Raw genomic sequence first — 21,073 nt, forward strand, 5'->3', positions numbered from 1 at the left:
CCTAGCTTGCTTTGACCGCCAGGACCGGGCAATCCGCTTCCAGCAGGATGCGCTGGGATGTGCTGCCCATGATCAGCTTGCCCACCGGGGTGCGGCGGCGCAGCCCGATCACGATCAGCTCGGCTTTGTGCTCCTCGGCGGCGTCCAGGACTTCGGCGGCGGCGTCGTGGCCCCGGACCGGACGCTTGATCAGGTACTGGATGCCCTCGCCGGCCAGCCGCCGTTCGATGTCCTGGATCCCGCCTTCGGGTGCGAACCGGGTATCCACTGCCGCCTCGCCCTTGGAGGAGTTGATCAGCACCAGTGTGCTGTTGTTCTTCCGGGCTTCGGTGATGGCCTGGGTCAAGGCAGCTTCGCCTTCAGGGGTGGGGACGTATCCCACAACGACGGTCATTGTTGCTCCTTATGGTTGGAATAGACGGCATTGTGGTTCGAGTGGACCGCATCATCGGCATCCATGGCAAGAGCCGCCGCCCCGCCGGCAGGAGGAGCAACCGGAGTGTTACGCCGGATCAGCCTGAAGGCAAAGGGCCATAGCAGGATGACGGCAATGATCACGTAGATCCCGACGGCGATCGGCTCGCTGAAGAGACCCGCGGGGTCGCCCGCGCTCAGCTGCAGGGTTTTGCGGAGTTGCCCCTCAATGCGCGGGCCCAGGATCACGCCGAGGATCAGCGGGAGTACGGGCAACCCGAAGCGCCGCATCATGAACCCGAGCGCGCCGAGGATCAGCAGGATCACCAGGTCGAACGCCTGCAGGTTCACCGAGTAGGCGCCCAGGGTGGCGAAAAACAGGATGCCGGCGTACAGGTACGGGCGGGGGAGTTGCAGCAGTTTTGCCCACAACGGGGCCAGCGGCAGGTTGATGATCAGGAGCAGCAAGTTGCCGATGAAGAGGCTGGCAATCAGCGCCCAGACCAGGGGCCCCTGGCTTTCGAAGAGCTGCGGGCCCGGCTGGATGCCGTACGAAGTGAAGGCCGCCAACATCACGGCCGCCGTGGCATTCGTGGGCAGGCCCAGCGCCAGCATGGGGGTCAGGGTGCCGGCGGCCGCGGCGTTGTTGGCTGCTTCCGGACCGGCTACGCCTTCGATGGCGCCCTTGCCGAACTCTTCGGGGTGCTTGCTGAGCCTCTTCTCCGTCACGTATGACAGGAACGTGGGGATCTCGGCGCCACCGGCCGGCAGGGCGCCGAACGGGAAGCCGAAAGCGGTGCCGCGCAGCCACGGCTTCCAGGAACGCTTCCAGTCGGACTTGCCCATCCACGGCTGGCCCACGGGAATGGCATGCAGGGGCGTACGGCGCAGATGCGCAGCTACCCAGAGGGCCTCGCCCACGGCGAAGATGGCCACGGCCACCACCACGATGTCCAGGCCGTCCGCCAGGAGCGGCTGGCCGAACGTCAACCGGCGCTGGCCGGTGACCGAGTCCATGCCCACCAGGCCGATGGCCAGGCCCAGTCCCAGGGAGGCGAACCCGCGCAGCCGGGAGGATCCCAGGACGGCGGTGACGGCCAGGAGGGCCAGCACCATGATGGCGAAGTAGCTGGGCGCGCCCAGGCTCACGGCGAACTTAACGACGATTGGTGCGCAGACCGCCAGCAATGCGGTGCCGATGGTGCCGGCAACGAACGAGCCGATGGCCGCCGTCGCCAGCGCCTGCGCCGCGCGGCCGGCCTTGGCCATCTTGTTGCCCTCAATGGCGGTGACCACGGACGACGATTCGCCGGGGGTGTTAAGCAGGATGGAGGTGGTTGACCCGCCGTACATGCCGCCGTAGTAGATGCCGGCGAACATGATGAACGCGCTGGTGGGTTCCAGGGCGTAGGTGACGGGCAGCAGCAGGGCCACGGTCATGGCCGGCCCGAGGCCCGGGAGGACGCCGACGGCGGTGCCCAGGATCACGCCGATCACGGCGTAGAGGAAGTTCATGGGGGTGAGGGCGGTGGCGAAGCCGTCCATCAGGGAGGACCAGACGTCCATTACAGGATTCCTTCCAGGAGGCCGGCCGGCAGCGCGATGCCCAGGCCGAGGTAGAAGCCGTAGAAGGTCAGCAGGGACAGTGCCACGGAGATCAGTCCGTCCCGGATATGGCGGCGGCTGCCGAGTGCAAGGACGCTGCCCCAGAACAGGACGGTCCCGGAGATGACCCAGCCGGCCCAGTCAATGAGCAGGATGTTCAGGATGAAGGCGCCCGCCAGGGGCAGGACCGTCTTCCAGTCCGCCGGGTGGGTGAGGTCGACGTCTTCGCCGCCCTCTGCCTCGCCCTTGCCGCCGCGCAGCACGTTCAAGGCAAGCAGTACCGCGCAGACCACCAGCATGCCCGCCACGATGAACGGAACGGTTTTGGGCCCCACGGGGTCTGACTTCGAATACGGGGTTACCAGGCCGTTGGCGTCCAGGAAGACGACGACGCCGGCCGCCCCGAGCAGGAGTGCGACTCCCAGCTCGGAGCGGCCTTTAAGGCCTGAGGTCAGCGACGTCACGCCAGCCCAAGCTTGGTGAGGACGTCGGCCACGCGCTTGTCCTGCTCGGTGAGGAAGGTTTTGAACTGGTCACCGGTGATGAAGGCATCGGTCCAGCTGTGGGTCTTCAGCGCTTCCTTCCAGCCGTCCGTGCCGTGCATCTTTTCCAGGGCCGCGATCAAGGCAGCCTTGTCCTTGTCGCTGATTCCCGGAGGGGCCACCACGCCGCGCCAGTTGCTGAAGACGAGGTCGATGTTGGATTCCTTCAGCGTTGGCGCATCCACGCCGTCCAGGCGCTTGTCACCGCTGGTGGCCAGGACGCGGACCTCGCCGGATTCGATCTGCTTCAGGTACTCGCCGGCGCCGGAGGCGGCGAAGCCCAGCTTGTTGCCAAGGATCGCGGGCAGCAGGTCGCCGCCGCCGTCGTAGGCAACGTAGTTGACCTTGGTGGCGTCGATGCCCACGGCTCCTGCGAGCTGCATCGGCAGGAGGTGATCCGGGCCGCCGGGGGAGGACCCGCCGCCCACGGCGATGGAGCCGGGATCGGCTTTCCAGGCCTTGACCAGGTCGTCGATTGTCTTGAAGGGTGAATCCTTGCCCACCATGATGGCGCCCGGTTCTTCGATCAGGCGGGCCAGCGGGGTGGTGGAGGTCAGCTTGGACTCGGACTTGTTGGTGTAGCTGGCGCCCACGACGCCGAGGCCCATGAGCATGGCAAGGTCGCCGTTGCCCTTTTCGTTGACGATCCGGGCCAGGCCTACGGTGCCGCCGGCGCCGGCCAGGTTGAAGACTTCGGTGTTTGTGGAGATCTTCGCGTCGTCCAGGACCTTTGCAGCGGCCCGGGCAGTGGTGTCGTAGCCGCCACCAGGGGAGTTGGGGACCATGATCTGCAGGCCGGTGATGGGCCCGGCGGCGGCGCCGGTGCTTTCCGAACCGGTGGAGCTCTTGCCGGTGGCACCGCAGCCGGTGGCCATCAGGGCGATGCCGGCAGCAACGGCGGCAACGCGCAATGCGCGGATCTGGCGCATGTGTTCCTCTTCTCATCAAAATCTGATCAGCATCGGCTGACTGGTGGTTCCGATGCTAGGGGCGGCAGTGACGGCGATCACTCTTGTGTACGCAGAGAAAGTTGTGTTCATTGCGTTCACGCTTAGCTGGCCCCGCGCCGTCCCTGCCGGGGGCTTTGGGATATAGTTCCCGGGTATCGCCCCCCCGGAACACCAGGAAGACCATTGTGACTCGACGACGAGGAATGTCCCTTGCGGGGCAGTACCTTCTGCTGCAGTTGCTCATTGTCCTGGCGGTGCTGGTGGGAGTGGTGGCCATCTCCCTGGCCCAGTCTGCGGCGGCCTTCGAACGGACCGAGGGCAGGCGTGCCCTGTCGGCCGCGGAAGCGCTCGGCGGGAACCCCGTGGTGCGTGAGCTCCTTCCGGACACGGAGCCTCGTGGCGGTGCCGTGTTGCCCGCGGTGGCGGAGTCCGTGCGCATCGTCTCGGGCTCATCCCGGGTGGCGCTGGCCAAACTGGACCGGACCGTGGTGGCGTCCTCGGATCCCAGCCTGCTGGGGCGGCCGCTGGAGCTCGGCGGCAGCAGGGTGATGGAAGGCCGGGCCTGGACCGGAGTGGTCGGCGGGACCCCCGCCCCGCTGTTGTCGGCGCACGTCCCCGTCCTTGACGACTCCGGGCGCATGATCGGAATCGCCTCCATCAGCCGCAACTATCCCACCGTGCTGGAGCGGCTCGGCGACGCCGTCCCGAACCTCCTCACCTACCTTGGGGTCGCCAGCGTCCTGGGCATTGCCGGTTCCCTGCTGCTGTCCCGCAGGGTGAAGCGGCAGACCCTCGGCATGGAACCCAGCGAGATCACCAGCCTGGTGGAAAACCGGGAGGCCATGCTGCACGGCCTCAAGGAGGGTGTGGTGGCCCTTGACCTGCACCAACGGATCACGGTGGCCAACCACAGTGCGCGGTCGCTGCTGGGCCTCCCGCCGGATTGCGTGGGCAAGCGCGTGTCGGCCCTGGCCGTTGAACCCGCCCTCAAGGAAGTGCTCACGGGGGACCAGCCCGGACCGGACCAGCTGGTGCTCGTCGGGGACCGCCTGGTGGTGATGAACCGGGTGCCTATCCGGTCCCGCGGCAAGGTGATCGGCTCGGTGGCCACACTTCGTGACCGGACGGAACTTTCTGAACTTGAGCATGAGCTGGGCGCCACCCGCACAGCCACGGACACCCTCCGGGCCCAGGCGCACGAGTTCGCCAACCAGCTTCATGTCATCTCCGGCCTGATCCAGATCGGCGAGTACGATTCCGTGGTCCAGTTCGTCAACGGCGCCACGGTGGACCGGACCCGGCTCAATGATGAGGTGACCGGCCGGATCGCCGATCCCGCGCTCGCCGCCCTGCTGATCGCCAAATCCAGCTTGGCTGCCGAGCGGGGCGTGGCCCTGCAGCTGGACCCGGACTCAGGGCTGGACAAGGTGGATGACGCGCTGTCCCGGGACCTCACCACGGTGGTGGGGAACCTCGTGGATAACGCGTTCGACGCCGTCACCGGGCTTCCGCAGGCGGCCGTCAGGGTGCTGGTGGAGGGCAGCGCCGGGAGAGACGTGGTGGTGACGGTACGGGATAACGGGCCGGGCGTCCCGGGCGGTGCGGCCGACCATATCTTCCGCCAGGGCTTTACCACCAAGGAACCGGGCCCCGCCGGCAGCCGCGGCTTCGGCCTGGCGCTCTGCCGGGTGGTCTGCCGCAGGACCGGCGGAAACCTGGTGGTGGCCAACGATAATGGGGCCGTCTTTACCGCAGTGCTGAAACGAGGAAGCAACCAGCCATGATCAAAGTCCTGATCGTCGACGACGACTTCATGGTGGCCAAGGTGCACGCCGGCTTCATCCAGCGCACTCCCGGCTTCACGGTGGTGGGGGCGGCCCATACCGGGGCGCAGGCCCTTGCCGAGACTCAACGGCTCCGGCCCGACCTGGTGCTCCTGGACATCCACCTGCCGGACGCCAACGGCCTGGACCTCATGCACCGGCTGCGCAGCGTGGCCCCCGAGCTGGACGTCCTGGTGATCAGTGCCGCCCGCGAGGTTGAAACGGTGCGGAAGGCGCTCCGGGGCGGGATCGTCCACTACCTGATCAAACCGTTTTCGCAGTCGGACCTGCAGGAGCGGCTGGAACACTACCGCAACGCGTACCAGGGCCTGGATGCCGCCAAGGACGTGGCCGAGCAATCAGACGTCAACCGGGTATTTGGCCTGGACCGCGCCGAACGGCCGTTGCCCAAGGGGTGCAGCGTCGAGACCCTGAAACTGGTGGAGGCCGCACTCAACGCCGCCCCCGGTGACGTGTCAGCCGCAGAAGTGGCCGAGGAACTCGGAACCTCCCGCGTCAGCGCCCGCCGGTACCTCGAATACCTGCACGACGAAGGCACACTGGATGTCCGGCTCAAGTACGGCGTGGGGCGGCCGGAACGGCGGTACGTCCTGAAAGCATGACCTGGGGCACCGGCCGGCGGAGGTATGGCCGTTACCGCAGCAACGTGTCCAGCAGCCGCGCCGCGGTCCGCGCGGTCCGGCCGTCGATGTCGAACTCCGGGTTCAGTTCCGCCACGTCAAGGTGCAGCAGCTTCCCGCTCTGTGCCACCTGCCGGCATACGGCCGTGATGACGGGCAGCGGCACCCCGTAGGCGGCGGGTGCGCTGACCCCCGGTGCCACCGCGGCGGGAAGCACGTCCAGGTCGATGGTCAGGTAGAGGACGTCGATGTCCGCCAGGAAGTCCGCCACGAAGCCGCGGACCCGGTCCGCCTCGCATTCTTCGTCCAGCAAGTACCGGACACCCAGCTTTCCGGCGGTGTCGAACAAGGCCCGGGTGTTGTTTGGTTCCGAGATGCCCACGACGGCGTAGCGGAAGTCGCGCCCCGCCTCCGCTTCCGCGCGGGCCATTTGCAGGAACGGCGTCCCGGAACTGGGAACCGCTTCGTCGCGGAGGTCGAAGTGAGCGTCGAGGTTCAGCACGCCTAGCCGCAGTCCGCCGCGGACCGCCGCCGCTGCACTGACGCCAAGGTAGCTGGCGTAGGCAGTTTCGTGGCCGCCGCCCAGCACAACGGTCTGGTGGCCGGCGTCGAGCAGGGCGGCCAGCGACCGGCCCAGCCGTTCCTGCCCGGCCTCGAGCTGGTCTCCCGACACCACCACGTCACCACAATCGGCAACGGTCCGGTCCAGGTGGAACGCCAGCGGGCCGAGTGCTTTTCGCAGTGCAGCCGGCGCGGCGGCCGCCCCGGTGCGGCCCTTGTTCCGGCGCACTCCCTCGTCGCTGGCGAAGCCCAGCAGGGCCACCGGCTTATGGTCCGATGCCCCTGGTTGCCCGGCGCCCTGGCTGCCGGGGGCGTCGGAGGCTCCGGGCCGGCGTTCCTGGTTCACTGCCTGCCACCAGCGGCGGTGTTCGGGGCCGTCGCCGTCGTACCTGCCCGTCCAGGGCTGCGGCGGAAGATCGACGGTTGGAAACTGGAAAGGCATGCTCCAAGCTCACCGCATGCCGGCCCCAATGACCAGCACCGCCGCCGTCGTCCTGTCCGGGATCCAAGAACCCTCCGGCGGGGCTGGGCGCGGGATAGGGTGGGAGCGGTCGGCCAGATCGAAGCGTGACGTGCCTGTGCCGGAACCACGCACCTTTCCTGGCTGGAGGCCGCCCATGTTCGATGCCGCTAACATCATCTTTGCCGCCGCCGGAGCCGCCGTCTTCGTCGCCGCCGTGCTGCCAAAACTGCTGCGCAACATGCCCCTGTCCATGCCCATGGTCTTCCTTGGTGCCGGCATGGGGGCCTTTGCGCTGATCCCCTCGCTGCCGGATCCCAATCCGGTGGAGCACAGCGGCTTCGTGATGCACCTGGCGGAAGTTTGCGTCATCATTTCGCTCATGGGAGCCGGGCTTGCCCTGGACCGGCCGGTGGGGCTCAAACGCTGGTCCACCACCTGGCGGCTGCTGGGTATCGCCATGCCGCTGTGCATTGTGGGCCTGACGCTGCTGGGCATGTGGTTCCTGGGCCTGGGGCTTGGCGCGGCACTGCTGGTAGCCGCCAGCCTGGCGCCCACGGATCCGGTCCTGGCCTCAGAGGTGCAGGTGGGCGAACCGGCGGACGAGGAGGAAGGCGTCGAAAAGGAAGATGAGGTGCGGTTCGGGCTCACCTCGGAGGCCGGACTCAACGACGGGCTGGCCTTCCCGTTTGTCTACCTCGCCATCGCCATCAGCGTTGCCGGCGCCTCGCCGTCGGCCTGGTTTCCGGAATGGTTCGGGGTGGATGTGCTGTGGCGGCTGGCCTTGGGACTGCTGGTGGGTTTCCTGACCGGAAAACTGCTGGCGAAGCTTTTCTTTTCCGCCCGCCGTGACAGCCTGCGGCTTTCCAACCACTCGGAAGGCTTCGTGGCGCTGGCGGCCACGTTCCTGGCGTACGGGCTGACGCAGCTCGCGGAGGGCTACGGGTTTATCGCGGTCTTCGTGTGTGCCGTGACTATCCGTGCAGCTGAGCGCAGCCATGGCTACCACCGGGTGCTGCACTCTTACGTGGAACAGCTCGAACGGCTCCTGACGGTGGTGATCCTGGTCCTGCTCGGCGGTGCCATTGCCCGCGGACTCCTCGCCGGAATCGGGCCGGCGGAAGTGCTGGTGGCCTTGGCCTTCCTGCTGGTGGTCCGGCCACTGGCTGGGTTGCTGGGCCTGCTGGGCGGCAAGACCGGGCCGCGCGAACGCGTGGCGCTGTCCTTCTTCGGCATCCGCGGCATCGGATCGCTGTACTACCTGGCGTTTACCTTGGGGGAGGGCCATTTTGCTGACGAAGCGCACTGGCTCTGGTCGTTTGTTGGGTTGGTGGTGGCGTTGTCCATCGTGATCCACGGAGCCACCACGTCGCCGCTGATGAACCGGCTGGACCGGCTGCGCGAGAAGCGGGCACTGGCAGTTTCCGGGGACGAGGGCCTCGCGCCGAACACGCCGGTATAGCGGGCCGGACCGCAAGCCGGCACAGACAAAGGGCCGGCACGGCAGACGCCGTACCAGCCCTGTCTGTAAAGCGGGATTCTACATGCTGAGCGCGGCCTCGATCGGGCCGATGGCGAAGAACAGCAGGAATGCCGCGGCCACGACCCACATCAGCGGGTGGATGTCCTTGACCTTGCCCTGGACCGTGCGGATCAGGACGTAGGCGATGAAGCCGGCTCCCAAGCCGTTGGCGATGGAGTAGGTGAACGGCATCAGGGTGAAGGTCAGGAACGCCGGAATGGCAATGCCCCAGTCCTGCCAGTCGATCTTGCCCACCTGGGACACCATCATGAAGCCCACCACCACCAAGGCCGGGGCCACGGCTTCGAACGGCACCAGGTTGATCAGCGGGGTGAAGAACATGGCCACCAGGAACAGCAGGCCGGTGACGATCGAGGCGACGCCGGTCCGGGCACCTTCGCCAATGCCGGCACCGGCTTCGACGTAGATCTGGTTGGAGGAGACGGACGCGCCGCCGCCGATGATGGCACCCAGGGCGTCCACTTGGAGCACACGGTCGACGTCGGGAATGTTGCCGTGTTCGTCAACCGTTCCGGCTTCGTTGGCCAGGCCCACCATGGTGCCCATGGCGTCGAAGAAGATGCTGAGCAGGATCACGAACGCCAGCAGGGTGGCGGCCACGAAGCCGAGGTCGGAGAATGCGCCGAACGGGTTGGCCTTGCCAATCAGGGAAAGGTCCGGAGCAGCCCAGCCGCTGAACGTGGGGGCCACCAGGGACCAGCCCTGGGGGTTGGAGGTCTTGCCGTCGAAGCTGGGGCCGATGTGGAGGGTCATCTCAAGGATGACGGACACCACCGTGGACGTGATGATGCCAATCAGGATGGCACCTTTGATCTTGCGCACCACCAGGGCAATCGTGAGGATCAGGCCGAAGACGAACACGGCCGTCGGCCAGCCCAGGAGTTTGCCGTCGAAGCCGAGGCCCACCGGCACGGTGGTCCCTGCCACGTCCGGGATGCGCCGTACGAACCCGGCATTGACCAGGCCGATCAGGGCGATGAACAGGCCGATGCCCACCACGATTGCTGTCTTGAGCCCCTCGGGAACGGCTTTGAAGACGGCGGTGCGGAACCCGGTGAGGACCAGGATCAGCATGGTGACGCCGGAAAGGACCACCAGGCCCATCATGTCCGGCCAGGTGAGGCCCGGGTTCCTGGCGACCGTTACGGCCACGAAGGCGTTGACGCCCAAGCCGGTGGCCAGGGCGAAGGGGTGCCGTCCCCACGCGCCCATGAGGATGGTCAGGATCCCGGCCACCAGGGCGGTTACCGCGGCAACGGCTGTGAAGCCAAGTGTTGCCCCGGTGGAGTCGGGACCGGACAGGATCAGGGGGTTCAGCACCACGATGTAGCTCATGGCGAAGAAGGTGGCGAACCCGCCGCGGATCTCGCGGGAAAGGTTGGAGCCGCGCTCCGTGACCTTGAAATACCGGTCCAGGGCAGAGCCTTGCTTAAGCATTAGTCCTCCGGGGGAATGTGTGGGGATACCTGCATCCTAAGGGTCCGGCTGGGTGGGGGCGGCCAAATTCGCCTAGTCTGTAAGGAAGCCAACACGAGGAGCAGCCCATGCGCCCAGTCCGCCGGCAGTGGCTGAGCGCCATGCTCGGTTTGTTCATCCTTGCAGCCTCCACTTTTGGCCTGGCAGGGCCGGCGTCCGCGCATGATGCTGCGGAATCCACCAGCCCGGCACAGGGAGCGTCGCGGGCGGCCCCGCCCGGTGAAGTTTCGGTGACTTTCAGCGAACCGCCGCTGGGCATTGGTTCCTCGTTCTCCGTCAAGGACGCGTCCGGCACGGAGTGGGCTGACGGGGCCGTCCGGATCGTTGACAATGTGGCCACCCAAAAGCTCCGTTCCGGCGGTCCGGCAGGGGCATACACAGTGGCGTGGCGCGTGGTGGGCTCCGATTCACACCCAATCGAGGGGACGTTCACGTTTACCGCGGCGTCAGGTGCTGCCCAAGCGGATGCTGCTACCGGGCCTGCCGCGTCGGGAAGTTCGACGCCGGCCGGTGCCGTCCCGGATATGGGCACCGCCAAGCCGGGCGTGACGGAGGAGCCGTCCGCGCCTGCCAGTGCGGGCGAGCCCTTCCAGTGGAGCATTGTGCTGTTTGCCGTTGTTGCGGTTGGATTGCTCGTCACCTTGGGCGTCCTGGCCCGGCGCCGGCTTTCGGGTGACGGGGACACGCTTGACGACGGGGATACGCCTGACGACGGGGTTACGCCTGACGGTGGGGCTGCTGACGACGGAGCCCAGCGGTAGCGGGCGCCTGGCGGAACAAGTGCACCAAGGTTTGCAGGCACGCTGACGACCGTCAGCAGGTCGCGGCAAAGCTGCCCGTTGCCGGGAAGGCGCCGGCCGATGGCTGGACGTTGCCAACATTGACCTTGGCGGAAATCGCCTGGCCCACGGTCTTGGCCTGGCGCAACACTTCCTTGGGCGACGGCGTGATGAGTTCGCCCACCCCCACCAGATAGATGCCGATGGCCCGCATGGCTGCTGCCACGTTCTTGCCTACGGCAATGCCGAAGTCGTTGAGCATGCGCCGCAGTTGGCTGTGCGCGCAGCGTGTCAGGACAATGTGGTCTGCCACCAGGATGCCCGTGGGTGTGTGGACCTGCCATTGCGGCGCGGCAGTGTCCTCCGGCCCCTCAAGCATGGTCAGCTGCACTGCCCGGGTGGTGTTCCGTACGTCAACGCTGTGGCTTGCGGCGTAGTTGCGCAGGTGGCGGAGGATCTCGTTCCGCTCCCGGAGGGTGTCGCTGTCAGCGGCGTCGCAGCGCTGCAGCGACGACGTGTTGGCCGGTTGCGCCGCGCCCAGGATATCCAGGCCGTCCACCACGATGGAGTCCACTCCATGCCGTCGTAATTCAGCGGCTACGGCCAGCCCGGACAGGCCGGTGCCAATAATTACAGTGGTGGTCTGTTCGGGCCCGGCACTCCCAGGCATGCTTGACACTACAGTTTCCCTCCTTCGAAGCTTCGGCAGGTTGCCGGCGACCTCGCCGGCTCGCGTCCCGATACCCCAAGCACGGTCGCAGCGCATGGCCGGGCCGCCCTTAACAGGAAGTTGAAGCTGGCGTCCCGGACCAACATTGTCCTGAAGACTACAGAACAATTGCGGCCGTGAATAGTCCATTGGAGAAAACATTCGTGGCGTGGTGAAGGCGCTTTCCGCAACCGGCCGGAACGCCTGTGGATAACCCTCCTGTGCGCCCCTGAACAGGCTTGCTAAGCCGCTGGGGACAGAGAATAGTGGGCAATGGAAGCGGTCCCTTTTCAGCCGTTGCAGCGGCGGTACGGGGTGCACGGGTCCCGGGCCGTTTTCTGGCAGAATAGCGGCAACATCAGGCAGTATCGCGAGGAGGCGGCCCCCATGGGCTCACAAGAGTTGCATCCGGACCCGGCCCGGGACGGTGGTGGTTCTCCGGCCGCTCCCGAAGGCATCGTGGTGGGTGTCGACGGCTCCGAGCACGGCCAGTGCGCCTTGGTGTGGGCAGCGCGGGAGGCCCAGCGCCGCCGTCGTCCCCTCCATATAGTCACCGCCTATTCGGTGCCGATCTTCGCCGCGTCCGGGCTGGACGGCGGCTACGCCACCGTAGATGACTCGGTCATCCGGGAGGGGGCCGAGGCCATCGCCAAACAGGCCGTCGAGAAGGTTTCAATGTACGACGTCGAGGTCAGCTCCTCGGTGGAGAACGGTGACGCCGCCGGGGTGCTGCTGGAGATCTCCGAAACCGCCGAGCTCCTGGTGGTGGGCACCCGGGGCCGCGGCGGCTTCGTGGGCCGGCTCCTGGGCTCAGTCAGCAGCGCGCTGCCCGCCCACGCGAAATGCCCCGCGGTGACCGTGCCGCTTTTCTGCTCGGAACGGCTCGGCGAGACCACTGAGGACCGGCGCATCAAAGCAGAGCAAGCCAAATCCGGACACCGGCCGGTGGAGAACGTCGTGGTGGTCGGCGTCGACGGTTCCGAGCAGGCCCGGGTGGCCGTGCTGGAAGCGGCTGACCAGGCCGAACGGCTCGGCGCCGAGCTCCGTGTGATCTGCGCCGTCCCGCAGTACAGCGGTTCCCTGGCTTGGGTCCCGGCCCCGATGGACCGGAAGGCCCTCTTCGAGGACATCCGCGTCACCCTGGACGCCGGTATGGCCTGGCTTCGCAGCCACTATCCGCACTTACGCGCCGATTACGAGCTCAAGGACGGTTCGCCCGTCGATGTGCTCGTCGAGGAGAGCAGGCACGTGGAACTGCTGGTATTGGGCACCCGCGGCCGCGGCGGCTTCACGGGGATGCTCCTGGGCTCAACATCGGACGGCGTGCTCCATCACGCCAAAGGACCGGTCATGGTGGTCCCTGACCGGGAAGACCCCCGGCTGGCCGACCGGGCACGCTTCGGACCCATCCTGGGCGACGCCGCCTAGGCACAACAGATCCGCCGGCAGGGCAGCCACACCATGGAGCGGCACGGGATGCCGTCACCGGGCACCAGCGGGGACGCCGGGCCGGTCCTGGCGCTGGCCGCCCTCGACGCCGGAATGCTGGCGCTGGTGGGTGGCAAGGCGGCGAACCTCGGCGAGTTGCTCTCCGCCGGGTTGCCCGTCCCGGAAGGTTTCTGTCTGACCACAGAGGCGTACTGGCAGGTGGTCGGCGCTCCTGACCCGGTCCTTCCGGCACTCGCGGATGCCTACGCAGCACTGCGGGCGTCAGCACCGGCCACGGGCCATGATCCGGCCCCCAGCGGGTCAACCGACCTGGCCGGGCCGGCCGGAACGGCGCGCGCCGCAATCCTGGGGGCGCCGCTGCCGGCGCCAATATCCGAGGCCGTCCAGCAGGCGTACGCCGCGATGGGTCCGGACGTGCCGGTGGCGGTAAGGTCCTCCGCCACCGCCGAGGACCTGCCGTTTGCGAGTTTCGCAGGCCAGCAGGACACCTACCTCAACGTCGTCGGAGCAGAGGCGGTCCTTCAAGCTGTCCGCAATTGTTGGGCATCGCTCTGGACCGACCGTGCAACTGCCTACCGGGCAAGCCTGGGCATCGACCCCGCCGGAGTGGCCCTCGCCGTGGTGGTCCAGCGGATGGTGGACGCGGACACGGCGGGAGTCATGTTCACGGCGAACCCGCTCACCGGGCGGCGCCGCCAGCTGGTCATCGATGCCGCTCCGGGCCTCGGCGAAGCCGTGGTCTCCGGCGCGGTCAACCCCGACCACTTCGTGGTGGACGGCCTGACGGGCAAGGTGCTGGAGCAGTGGCTTGGCGGGGAAGGCATCCAGGTCCGGCCGCTTCCCGGCGGCGGCACGGAGACCAGGACGTTGCCTCGCAACACCGGAACGCCCAGCCTGACGGAACACCAGCTGGCCGCCTTGGCGGAACTTGGGTTGCTGGCGGAAGACCATTTCGGCACTCCGCAGGATCTTGAGTGGGCCATCGACGCCGCCGGTGCGTTGTGGTTGACACAATCCAGGCCCATCACCACCCTTTACCCCGTCCCGGAAAGCAACGGGGCCGCCGGCGCCGGCGGCACCAGGGCGTACCTGTGCTTCAGCCTGGCCCAGGGCCTCACCAGGCCACTTACCCCGATGGGGCTCGCCGCCTTGCGCCTGGTCGCCTCGTCCGTGGCCACGGCCGCACGGTTCCCGGTTCCCGAACCCCGGCGGGGACCGTCCCCCTACGCGGAGGCCGGGCAGCGGATGTATATCGACTTCACCACCCCCCTTCGCAGTGCCGTGGGCCGCCGCATCGTTCCCCGGGTCTTTGACGTCATGGAGGCGCGGTCCGCGGCCGTCATGCGGCAATTGTTCGATGACCCTGCCTTCGCGGTGACCAGTAGGACGCCCTTCGGGCTGCTCCGCCACGTGGGCCCGGCGGCGCTGCACGCCAAGGTTCCGCAAGCAATACTCCGGGCACTGCTCCGGCCCGGGGCAGCCCTCCGCAGGCTGGACCGCTTTACCCGCGGCTTCGAGGCATCGCTGGCCCCCGGCGACGGCGTCGGGACCGTGGCCAGGCTGGACCACGTCGAGGCACTCCTCGGAGCCCGCCTGTTCCCGATTGTTCCGGCCATACTTCCTGTTCCCTTGGTGGGTTTCGCCATGCTTGGCGTCGCCGGAAAGCTCCTTGGCGATGACGCGTGGAACGAACTGCAGCCGGTTATCCGTGGCCTGCCGAACAACGTCACCACCGAGATGGACCTTGAGCTGTGGCGCCTCGCGACGGCCATCAAAGATGATGGTGAATCGACCGCCGCACTGATGGGATCGGATCCAGCGGCCTTGGCAGATGATTTCAGGGCCGGGCGGCTGCCCCCGCGCCTGGACGCCGGGCTGGGAAGGTTCCTTGACCGGTACGGACACCGGGCGGTGGCCGAGATCGACGTCGGGCTGCCGCGATGGTCGGAGGAGCCCGCGCACATCCTGGGAATCCTGGCCAATTACCTCCGGTTGGAGGATCCTGCCCTCGCGCCGGACCGGCAGTTCAGCAAGGCAGCCGAGGACGCTGAAGCGCAGGTTGAGCTGCTCGTTGCCCGCGCCGCCGGGCGCGGCAGGATCAGGGGAGCACTGCTGCGGGCCGCCCTTCGCAGGGCGCGGCTGTTCGCCGGCCTGCGGGAACTGCCCAAGTACCAGCTTGTGGTTGGCCTCGGCGAAGTCCGAAGGCAACTGCTGCGGGTGGGCGCTGACTTGGCGGAGGCGGGGGCCCTCGACCGCCCGGACGACGTCTTCTTCCTGGACTTCGCCGAAGCGCGGCAGGCCCTTACCGCTGAAAGAGGGGACCGGGGGGCGACGCTCCCGGACGTCCGGGAGCCCGTTGCGGGCCGGCGGGCGGACTACCGCCGGGAGCTTGACCGCCGCCACATACCCCGTGTCCTCCTCTCCGACGGCACCGAACCCGAAGCGGTGCGCACCCCCGTCGGATTGGCCGAAGGAACACTGGCTGGAAGCCCTGCATCTGCAGGGACGGTGACGGCGGCGGCACGGGTGGTCCTGGACCCCGTCGGCGCCCGCCTTGAACCTGGAGAAATTTTGGTAGCACCGTCCACGGACCCCGGGTGGACCCCCTTGTTCCTCACAGCGGGCGGGCTGGTGATGGAGATGGGCGGCGCCAACTCCCACGGCGCCGTCGTGGCCAGGGAATACGGGATTCCCGCAGTCGTCGGGGTCACGGATGCCACCAGGCTGATAACCACCGGCCAAAGAGTAGCGGTCGACGGCGGCGCGGGAACCGTTGTGCCGGAGCGCCCGGCCGAAGGTTTAGGGGCCAATGCCGGCACTGACCCGGCCGCGCGGGCGTAATCTTGATCTATGGGTTCCAACATGCTGGATTCCAGCGGAGGATTGCAAGGGCGCAGCGGATTGCGCCGCCGGACATGGCTTCGGTGGCTGCCTGCCGCCGCGGCCCCCGTGGTGATAGCCGTGGGCACCCTCACCGGGTCACTTCCGGCCAGCGCCGGAGACCCCCTGCCCGCCAAAACCCCCGCCCAAGTCCTGGAAATGGTGGGCACCCATCAAGTGTTGTCTTTCTCGGGAACCCTGGAGCAGGTGGCGGACTTGGGCCTGCCCGAGCTTCCGGCCGCCGGAAAGACCTCCGCTCCAGCATCACCCGGGAGCGCAGCTTCCGTGATTGAGCTTTTGTCGGGCCAGCACACTGCCCGCATCTACGTCGGGGGCAAGGACAACGCCCGAGTGCAGGTAGTGGACCAGTTTGCCGAGCGGGACGTGGTCCGGCACGGCAATGACGTCTGGTTCTACTCATCGAAGGACAACACCGCCGAGCACCTGACGCTGCCGGCAGAAACCCGGGATTCGACGTCCTCGAAGGACGCACAGGGTGCGCCTGGCGTGCCCGCGCCGGGCGACCTGGCACAGCAGTTCCTGTCCAGGATCGATCCCACCACGGCCGTCACCGTGGGACCGGACGTCGTCGTTGCCGGGCGCAGCGCCTACAACCTTGTGCTTGAGCCCCGCACCGATGCCACGCTGGTGGGGAAGGTGGCCATCGCCGTGGACGGCCACACCGGCATGCCGTTGTCCGTCCAGGTGACCGCCCGCGGAGCGGACAAGCCCGCTTTCCGTTCCGGCTTCACCGCACTGTCCCTGGACACGCCGGATCAGTCGTTGTTCAGCTTCACGCCACCGCCTGGCAGCACCGTAAAGGATGTGCCGGTTCCGGCCAAGACCCATGAACCAACAGATGCCCAGCATCCAGGGCCCCCGGCCAGCCCGGACCAGCTGCTGCCCCAGCTCGAAGCGAAGGCACACGTCTCCGTGGCCGGAACCGGCTGGGAAACCGTGGTGGGGACCGCTGCCGGCGCCTCGGGGTCAGCTGCCGCGTCCCTGCTGGGCGATCCGCTGCTGGCGCAGGCCGCAGTCGCAGTCCCGGGCGGCCGGTTGCTCTCCACCGCCCTGCTGAACGTGCTGATCACCGACGACGGCCGGATATTCGCCGGCATGGTGGCGCCGGAGAAGCTGCAGGCCGCAGCAGCAGCGGCTCGGTGAGCGCGGGCCGGGCGGCCGCTGGTCCGGACGCTGCCGGGCTGGCGATCGAAACCCATGACCTGAGCAAGCGGTTTGGCCAGCAGGCCGCCGTCGACGCTGTGGACCTTGCCGTCCCGCACGGCGCGGTCTTTGGGTTCCTGGGGCCCAACGGGTCCGGTAAAACCACCACCATCCGCATGCTGCTCGGCCTCGCGGCCGCGTCCGCCGGAACCGTGAACCTGCTCGGCAGGCGCATGCCTGAGGCATTCCACGAGGTGCTGCCGCGGGTCGGCGCCCTGGTGGAAGGGCCGGCGTTCTACCCCTTCCTCTCCGGGGCCGCCAACCTCCACCGGCTCGATGCCGCCGGCCGGCACACCGTTCCGGCCACCCGCAAAGCCCGGGTGGAACGGGCCCTGGAACGCGTGGGCCTGGAACATGCCGCCGGGAAGCGCGTCCACGCCTACTCCCTGGGGATGAAGCAGCGGCTGGGCATAGCCAACGCGCTGCTGTCGCCCCGGGACCTGCTGGTGCTCGACGAGCCCACCAACGGGCTGGATCCACAAGGAACCCGCGAGGTGCGCAACCTGGTCCGCTCCTTGGCCCACGAGGGCACCACCGTGTTCGTCTCCAGCCACCTGCTGGCCGAGGTGGACCAGATGTGTACGCACGCCGCCGTAATGAGCGCCGGCAAACTCGTGGCGCAAGGGCCCCTTTCCGACCTCCGGCAGGCCGGCAGCACTCGCCTCCGGCTGGTCACCCCGGATGACGGCGCGGCACGGCAAGTCCTAACCCGGCTGGGACTGGCACCTGAACCTGCCGAAGTGGATCCCGGCAAGCCGTCGCCGGACGGCGGGACCATCGTGGCAGCCCTGGGCGCCTCCCTCCAGCAATCCGCCCCGCTCCCGGAAGAAGTGGTGGCGCACCTGGTCCAGGCCGGGGTGCGTGTCCGGGGCTTCGCCGTCGAGCGGGAAAGCCTCGAAGACCGCTTTGTTGCCCTTACCGGGGAAGGATTCGACGTTGCCCAGTAGCCTGCCTGCCGAGATCCCACAGGCCGCGGGGACCGCGCCGCAGGCAGCCCCGCAGCGCGCATCAAAGCGGTCCGGCTCCGGGGCGCCAGGTTCCGGTTTGTCCTTCTTGGCTTCAGAACTCAAAGTCCTGTTCTCGCGGCGGCGCACCTGGGCTCTGCTGTTGGCCCTGGCTGCCATTCCGGTACTCATCGCCGTCGCGGTCAAGGTTTCGTCCGCTGTCCCGCCAGGGCGCGGCCCTGCCTTCCTTGACCGGATCACCCAAAACGGCCTGTTCGTTGCCTTCACCTCCATGCTGGTGTCCGTCCCGCTGTTCATGCCGCTCGCGGTAGGTGTGGTGGCCGGCGACACCATCGCCGGGGAAGCGGGCCTGGGAACCCTCCGCTACCTGCTGGTGGCACCGGCAGGCCGGGTGCGCCTGCTCCTGGTCAAGTACGTTGGAGCGCTGGCTTTTTGCGTCGTGGCACCGCTGGCCATCGGCCTGACGGGGGCGGCCATCGGCGCGGCGCTCTTTCCGGTTGGGCCGGTGACGCTGCTGTCCGGCGGGGTGGTCCAGCCAGCCGAGGCTGCGGTGCGGATAGTGCTCATTGCCGCCTACATTGCGGTGTCCCTGGCGGGCCTCTCAGCGATCGGGTTGTTTCTCTCCACCATGACCGTGGTCCCCGTCGGTGCGATGGCGGCCACCGTGGTGGTCTCGGTTGTTTCCGAGGTCCTGGACCAGCTTCCCCAGCTGGAGTGGCTGCATCCGTGGCTGTTCAGCCATTACTGGCTCGGTTTCGGAGACATGCTGCGCCAGCCGGTGCTGTGGGACTCCTTCGGCAGCAACGGATTGCTCCAGGCAGGCTACGTCGCGGTGTTCGGTGCGCTGGCGTACGGCCGGTTCGTCACCAAGGACATCCTCAGCTGAGTGGGGACGGACCCTTCAACGCGGCTCAGTAGCGGGCAGCGTAAGGGTAGAGGTCCATTCCCACCATGGAGCTGATGCTGGAGACGGTGATGCCTTCCTGCGGATTCAGTGCCTGTACTACCTGGCCGTTTCCGAGGTAGATGGCCACGTGGTAAAAGTTCGGATCCGAACCCCAGACCAGGAGATCGCCACGGCGCGCCTGCGAGATCGGGACATGGACAGGGGCGGCAGCGTACTGCTGGGACGCGGTGCGGGGAAGGTACTTCCCGGCGGCGGCGAAGGCATTCTGCACCAGGCCCGAACAGTCAAAGCCGTACACGCCGGTGCCGCCCCACTGGTAGTAGTACGGCGCGCCAACCTTCCCGAGGGCCACGGAAATCGCTGTCTCATAGGTGCCGGCGCCGGTTGATGGGGGAGCCGGGGCAGGGGCGGGCGCAGGGGCAGGGGCCGGGTCGGCCGGAACAGGGGCCGGTGCTGGAGCCGCCGGGGCGGGTGCCGGAGCGGCCGGGGCAGGTGTCGCGGGGGCGGGCGCGGCGGGTGCCGGAGCCGCGGGGGCGGGTGCCGCCGGTGCAGGAGCGGCCGGAGCAGGCACTGGGTCCTGGGCCGTCGTGTTCCGGGCCGGGACGTTCTGTGCGGCGGCCTGGTCCTGTGCCGCTTTGTCCTGTGCGGCTTTGTCTTGGGCCGCCTTGTCGGCAGCGGCGGACAACGCCGCCAGACGCGCCTCTTCACGCTGCCTGTCCAGCGCATCCACGCGGGCCGATTCCAGCGCCACGGTGGTGTTGCGGAGCTGCGCCAGTTGGTCCACCAGTACGGTCCGCTGCGCTTTCGCGTCGGACACGGCCTTGGCCTGCGCGGCGTTGGCCTCTTCGGCCTGGGACTTTCGCTGTTCGGCGGTTTTCGCTGCGTCGTCAGCGGCCTTGGTGGCATCGTCGGCGGATGCCGTCAGGGAGCGGTAAGCGGTGGCCGCGGCGTCTGCAGCTTCAAAGGCGCGGCTCCGGCTTGCGGAGAGGGCCTCGAGCGTGGCGGCCTGCTGCAGGCTGTCCCCGCCGCCGGCCAGTGTTCCTAGCGTGGGGTTCAGTCCGCCGTTGCGGTAGAGGTCCCCGGCGAGCTGGCCCACCTGCTTCCGGGTCTTGTCCAGCTGCTCCTTCGCGGACGAGGCGCGGGCGGAGGCTGCGGTCGCGTCCTGGGTCCTTTGCTGCAGCTCCACCAGCGCCTCGCTGTAGGAGTTGTTTGCCTGCATAGCCACCGCGAAGGCCGCCTGCTGGGCCGTGGATGCGTCCGCAAGGATCCGCTCGATCGCGGTGACCTGGTCCGCCGTCGCGGTCTCGCTGGCTTTGGCCGCGGCAATGTCTTCCGGCGACGGGATGTCCGGCGACGCCGGAACGGACAGCGGCGCGGAAGGCGCCGGTACGGCAGCTGCAGGTGTTGCGGCAGAGGCAAAAAGTACGACGGCGGCGCACAGCACGGCCGTTTTGCGGCCGGATCCGGATAAAGCCATGTGCAGAGACCTCGCAACAGTAGTGCTGGGAGTGAGGTTCTGGATGCGGCACGACGGTGCCCCTCAGCTGCTCGCCAGCAGTCCGAGGTTACGTGACTCGCTACACATTGGCAACAGCAGTCACATCAATAACATAAACCACAAGAATGTCATTTGCGGCGTTGGCGGCGGGGCGTGTTGCGTGGGGCGGGACCAAGCAGGAGCGGGATCAGCCCCAGCCCAACTCGTGCAACCGGGCATCGGAAATGCCGAAGTGGTGGGCGATTTCGTGCACCACTGTCACGGCCACTTCGTGGATCACGTCATCCCGCGAGTCGCAGATCTCCAGGATGGGTTCGCGGAAGATGGTGATGCGGTCAGGCAGGGAACCGGCGTCCCACCACCAGTCGCGTTCCGTCAGCGGCACCCCTTCGTAGAGTCCCAGCAGGACGGTATCCGGATCTTCCCCGGGGCCGGGTACGTAGTCGTCTTCGATGAAGACGGCTACGTTGTCCATGGCCCGGGCCAGGCGGTCCGGAATGCCGTGGAGGGCATCCTGGACGGCGGCTTCGAATTCGTCCGGGGACATGGCGAATCCGGAAGGCCCGTCCGCGGCGGGTCCGTTCGGGGGTGTTCCGTCGGAACTTGAGGGGACAATCGGCAGGCCCGGCGGCAGGCTGGCTGACATA

At 67.8% G+C, this 21,073-nt stretch carries 18 protein-coding genes; 9 read left to right on the top strand and 9 right to left on the bottom strand.

Features of this window, described 5'->3' with window-relative positions; all coding sequences use genetic code 11:
• Nucleotide 1: 1 nt before the first annotated feature.
• From QRN53_RS00625 to QRN53_RS00640, 4 genes are read right to left on the bottom strand one after another with little or no spacing between them, the layout of a single operon-like run.
• Complete coding sequence (locus tag QRN53_RS00625) at nt 2–394, bottom strand: universal stress protein (protein WP_285242099.1); 393 nt, start codon at nt 392–394, stop codon at nt 2–4.
• Nucleotides 391–1,980 carry a tripartite tricarboxylate transporter permease gene (locus QRN53_RS00630; RefSeq protein ID WP_285242100.1) on the bottom strand — a complete coding sequence of 530 codons (1,590 nt, stop codon included), beginning with the start codon at nt 1,978–1,980 and terminating at the stop codon, nt 391–393. Before QRN53_RS00630 ends, QRN53_RS00625 begins: the two co-directional genes overlap by 4 nt.
• Complete coding sequence (locus QRN53_RS00635) at nt 1,980–2,483, bottom strand: tripartite tricarboxylate transporter TctB family protein (RefSeq protein WP_285242101.1); 504 nt, start codon at nt 2,481–2,483, stop codon at nt 1,980–1,982. Before QRN53_RS00635 ends, QRN53_RS00630 begins: the two co-directional genes overlap by 1 nt.
• Nucleotides 2,480–3,490, bottom strand: a complete 1,011-nt coding sequence (locus tag QRN53_RS00640; RefSeq protein WP_285242102.1) for a Bug family tripartite tricarboxylate transporter substrate binding protein — start codon at nt 3,488–3,490, stop codon at nt 2,480–2,482. Before QRN53_RS00640 ends, QRN53_RS00635 begins: the two co-directional genes overlap by 4 nt.
• Before the next feature lie 224 nt (nt 3,491–3,714).
• Here QRN53_RS00640 and QRN53_RS00645 point away from each other — a divergent pair, with 224 nt between their 5' ends.
• Together QRN53_RS00645 and QRN53_RS00650 are read left to right on the top strand one after the other, a co-directional pair.
• Nucleotides 3,715–5,295 (top strand): sensor histidine kinase, encoded by a 1,581-nt coding sequence (locus QRN53_RS00645; protein ID WP_285242305.1) that lies wholly within the window; start codon nt 3,715–3,717, stop codon nt 5,293–5,295.
• Nucleotides 5,292–5,957, top strand: a complete 666-nt coding sequence (locus QRN53_RS00650; protein WP_285242103.1) for a response regulator — start codon at nt 5,292–5,294, stop codon at nt 5,955–5,957. Before QRN53_RS00645 ends, QRN53_RS00650 begins: the two co-directional genes overlap by 4 nt.
• A gap of 31 nt (nt 5,958–5,988) precedes the next feature.
• Here QRN53_RS00650 and hutG read toward each other — a convergent pair whose 3' ends face one another.
• The gene (gene hutG, locus QRN53_RS00655) at nt 5,989–6,978 is read right to left on the bottom strand and encodes a formimidoylglutamase (protein WP_285242104.1); all 990 of its coding nucleotides are present in this window, start codon (nt 6,976–6,978) and stop codon (nt 5,989–5,991) included.
• A gap of 175 nt (nt 6,979–7,153) precedes the next feature.
• On the opposite strand from hutG, the gene QRN53_RS00660 reads away from it, so the two are divergent.
• Nucleotides 7,154–8,458, top strand: a complete 1,305-nt coding sequence (locus QRN53_RS00660; protein WP_285242105.1) for a cation:proton antiporter — start codon at nt 7,154–7,156, stop codon at nt 8,456–8,458.
• A 78-nt stretch (nt 8,459–8,536) separates the two neighbouring features.
• On the opposite strand, the gene QRN53_RS00665 is transcribed toward QRN53_RS00660, so the two are convergent.
• Nucleotides 8,537–9,976, bottom strand: a complete 1,440-nt coding sequence (locus QRN53_RS00665; RefSeq protein ID WP_285242106.1) for an NCS2 family permease — start codon at nt 9,974–9,976, stop codon at nt 8,537–8,539.
• Nucleotides 9,977–10,083: 107 nt separating this feature from the next.
• Here QRN53_RS00665 and QRN53_RS00670 point away from each other — a divergent pair, with 107 nt between their 5' ends.
• A complete protein-coding gene (locus tag QRN53_RS00670; RefSeq protein WP_285242107.1) occupies nt 10,084–10,776 on the top strand; it encodes a copper resistance CopC family protein in 693 nt (230 codons plus the stop codon).
• Nucleotides 10,777–10,828: 52 nt separating this feature from the next.
• Here the strand turns inward: QRN53_RS00670 and QRN53_RS00675 are convergent, their stop codons facing one another.
• Nucleotides 10,829–11,464, bottom strand: coding sequence for an NAD(P)-binding protein (locus QRN53_RS00675; protein WP_285242306.1), 636 nt, complete (start codon nt 11,462–11,464; stop codon nt 10,829–10,831).
• A gap of 426 nt (nt 11,465–11,890) precedes the next feature.
• Here QRN53_RS00675 and QRN53_RS00680 point away from each other — a divergent pair, with 426 nt between their 5' ends.
• Genes QRN53_RS00680 through QRN53_RS00700 form a run of 5 tightly spaced genes read left to right on the top strand, consistent with a single transcriptional unit; the run spans nt 11,891 to nt 18,907 of the window.
• The gene (locus QRN53_RS00680) at nt 11,891–12,931 is read left to right on the top strand and encodes a universal stress protein (RefSeq protein WP_285242108.1); all 1,041 of its coding nucleotides are present in this window, start codon (nt 11,891–11,893) and stop codon (nt 12,929–12,931) included.
• A gap of 33 nt (nt 12,932–12,964) precedes the next feature.
• Nucleotides 12,965–15,793, top strand: a complete 2,829-nt coding sequence (locus QRN53_RS00685; protein WP_285242109.1) for a PEP/pyruvate-binding domain-containing protein — start codon at nt 12,965–12,967, stop codon at nt 15,791–15,793.
• Between the two features lie 9 nt (nt 15,794–15,802).
• Nucleotides 15,803–16,996 carry a LolA family protein gene (locus tag QRN53_RS00690; protein ID WP_285242110.1) on the top strand — a complete coding sequence of 398 codons (1,194 nt, stop codon included), beginning with the start codon at nt 15,803–15,805 and terminating at the stop codon, nt 16,994–16,996.
• Entirely contained in the window at nt 16,993–18,003 is a 1,011-nt protein-coding gene (locus QRN53_RS00695) for an ABC transporter ATP-binding protein (protein ID WP_285242111.1), read from the top strand. Before QRN53_RS00690 ends, QRN53_RS00695 begins: the two co-directional genes overlap by 4 nt.
• Nucleotides 17,993–18,907 (top strand): ABC transporter permease, encoded by a 915-nt coding sequence (locus QRN53_RS00700; protein WP_285242112.1) that lies wholly within the window; start codon nt 17,993–17,995, stop codon nt 18,905–18,907. The genes QRN53_RS00695 and QRN53_RS00700 overlap by 11 nt, the downstream gene beginning before the upstream one ends.
• A 25-nt stretch (nt 18,908–18,932) precedes the next feature.
• Here the strand turns inward: QRN53_RS00700 and QRN53_RS00705 are convergent, their stop codons facing one another.
• Both QRN53_RS00705 and QRN53_RS00710 read right to left on the bottom strand, forming a co-directional pair.
• A complete protein-coding gene (locus tag QRN53_RS00705; protein WP_285242113.1) occupies nt 18,933–20,405 on the bottom strand; it encodes a C40 family peptidase in 1,473 nt (490 codons plus the stop codon).
• Nucleotides 20,406–20,613: 208 nt separating this feature from the next.
• On the bottom strand, nt 20,614–21,072 hold the full coding sequence (locus QRN53_RS00710; protein ID WP_285242114.1) for a metallopeptidase family protein: 459 nt from the start codon (nt 21,070–21,072) through the stop codon (nt 20,614–20,616).
• Between the last annotated feature and the right edge of the window lies 1 nt (nt 21,073).

The organism is Pseudarthrobacter sp. fls2-241-R2A-127, assembly GCF_030209355.1.
Lineage (GTDB): Bacteria > Actinomycetota > Actinomycetes > Actinomycetales > Micrococcaceae > Arthrobacter.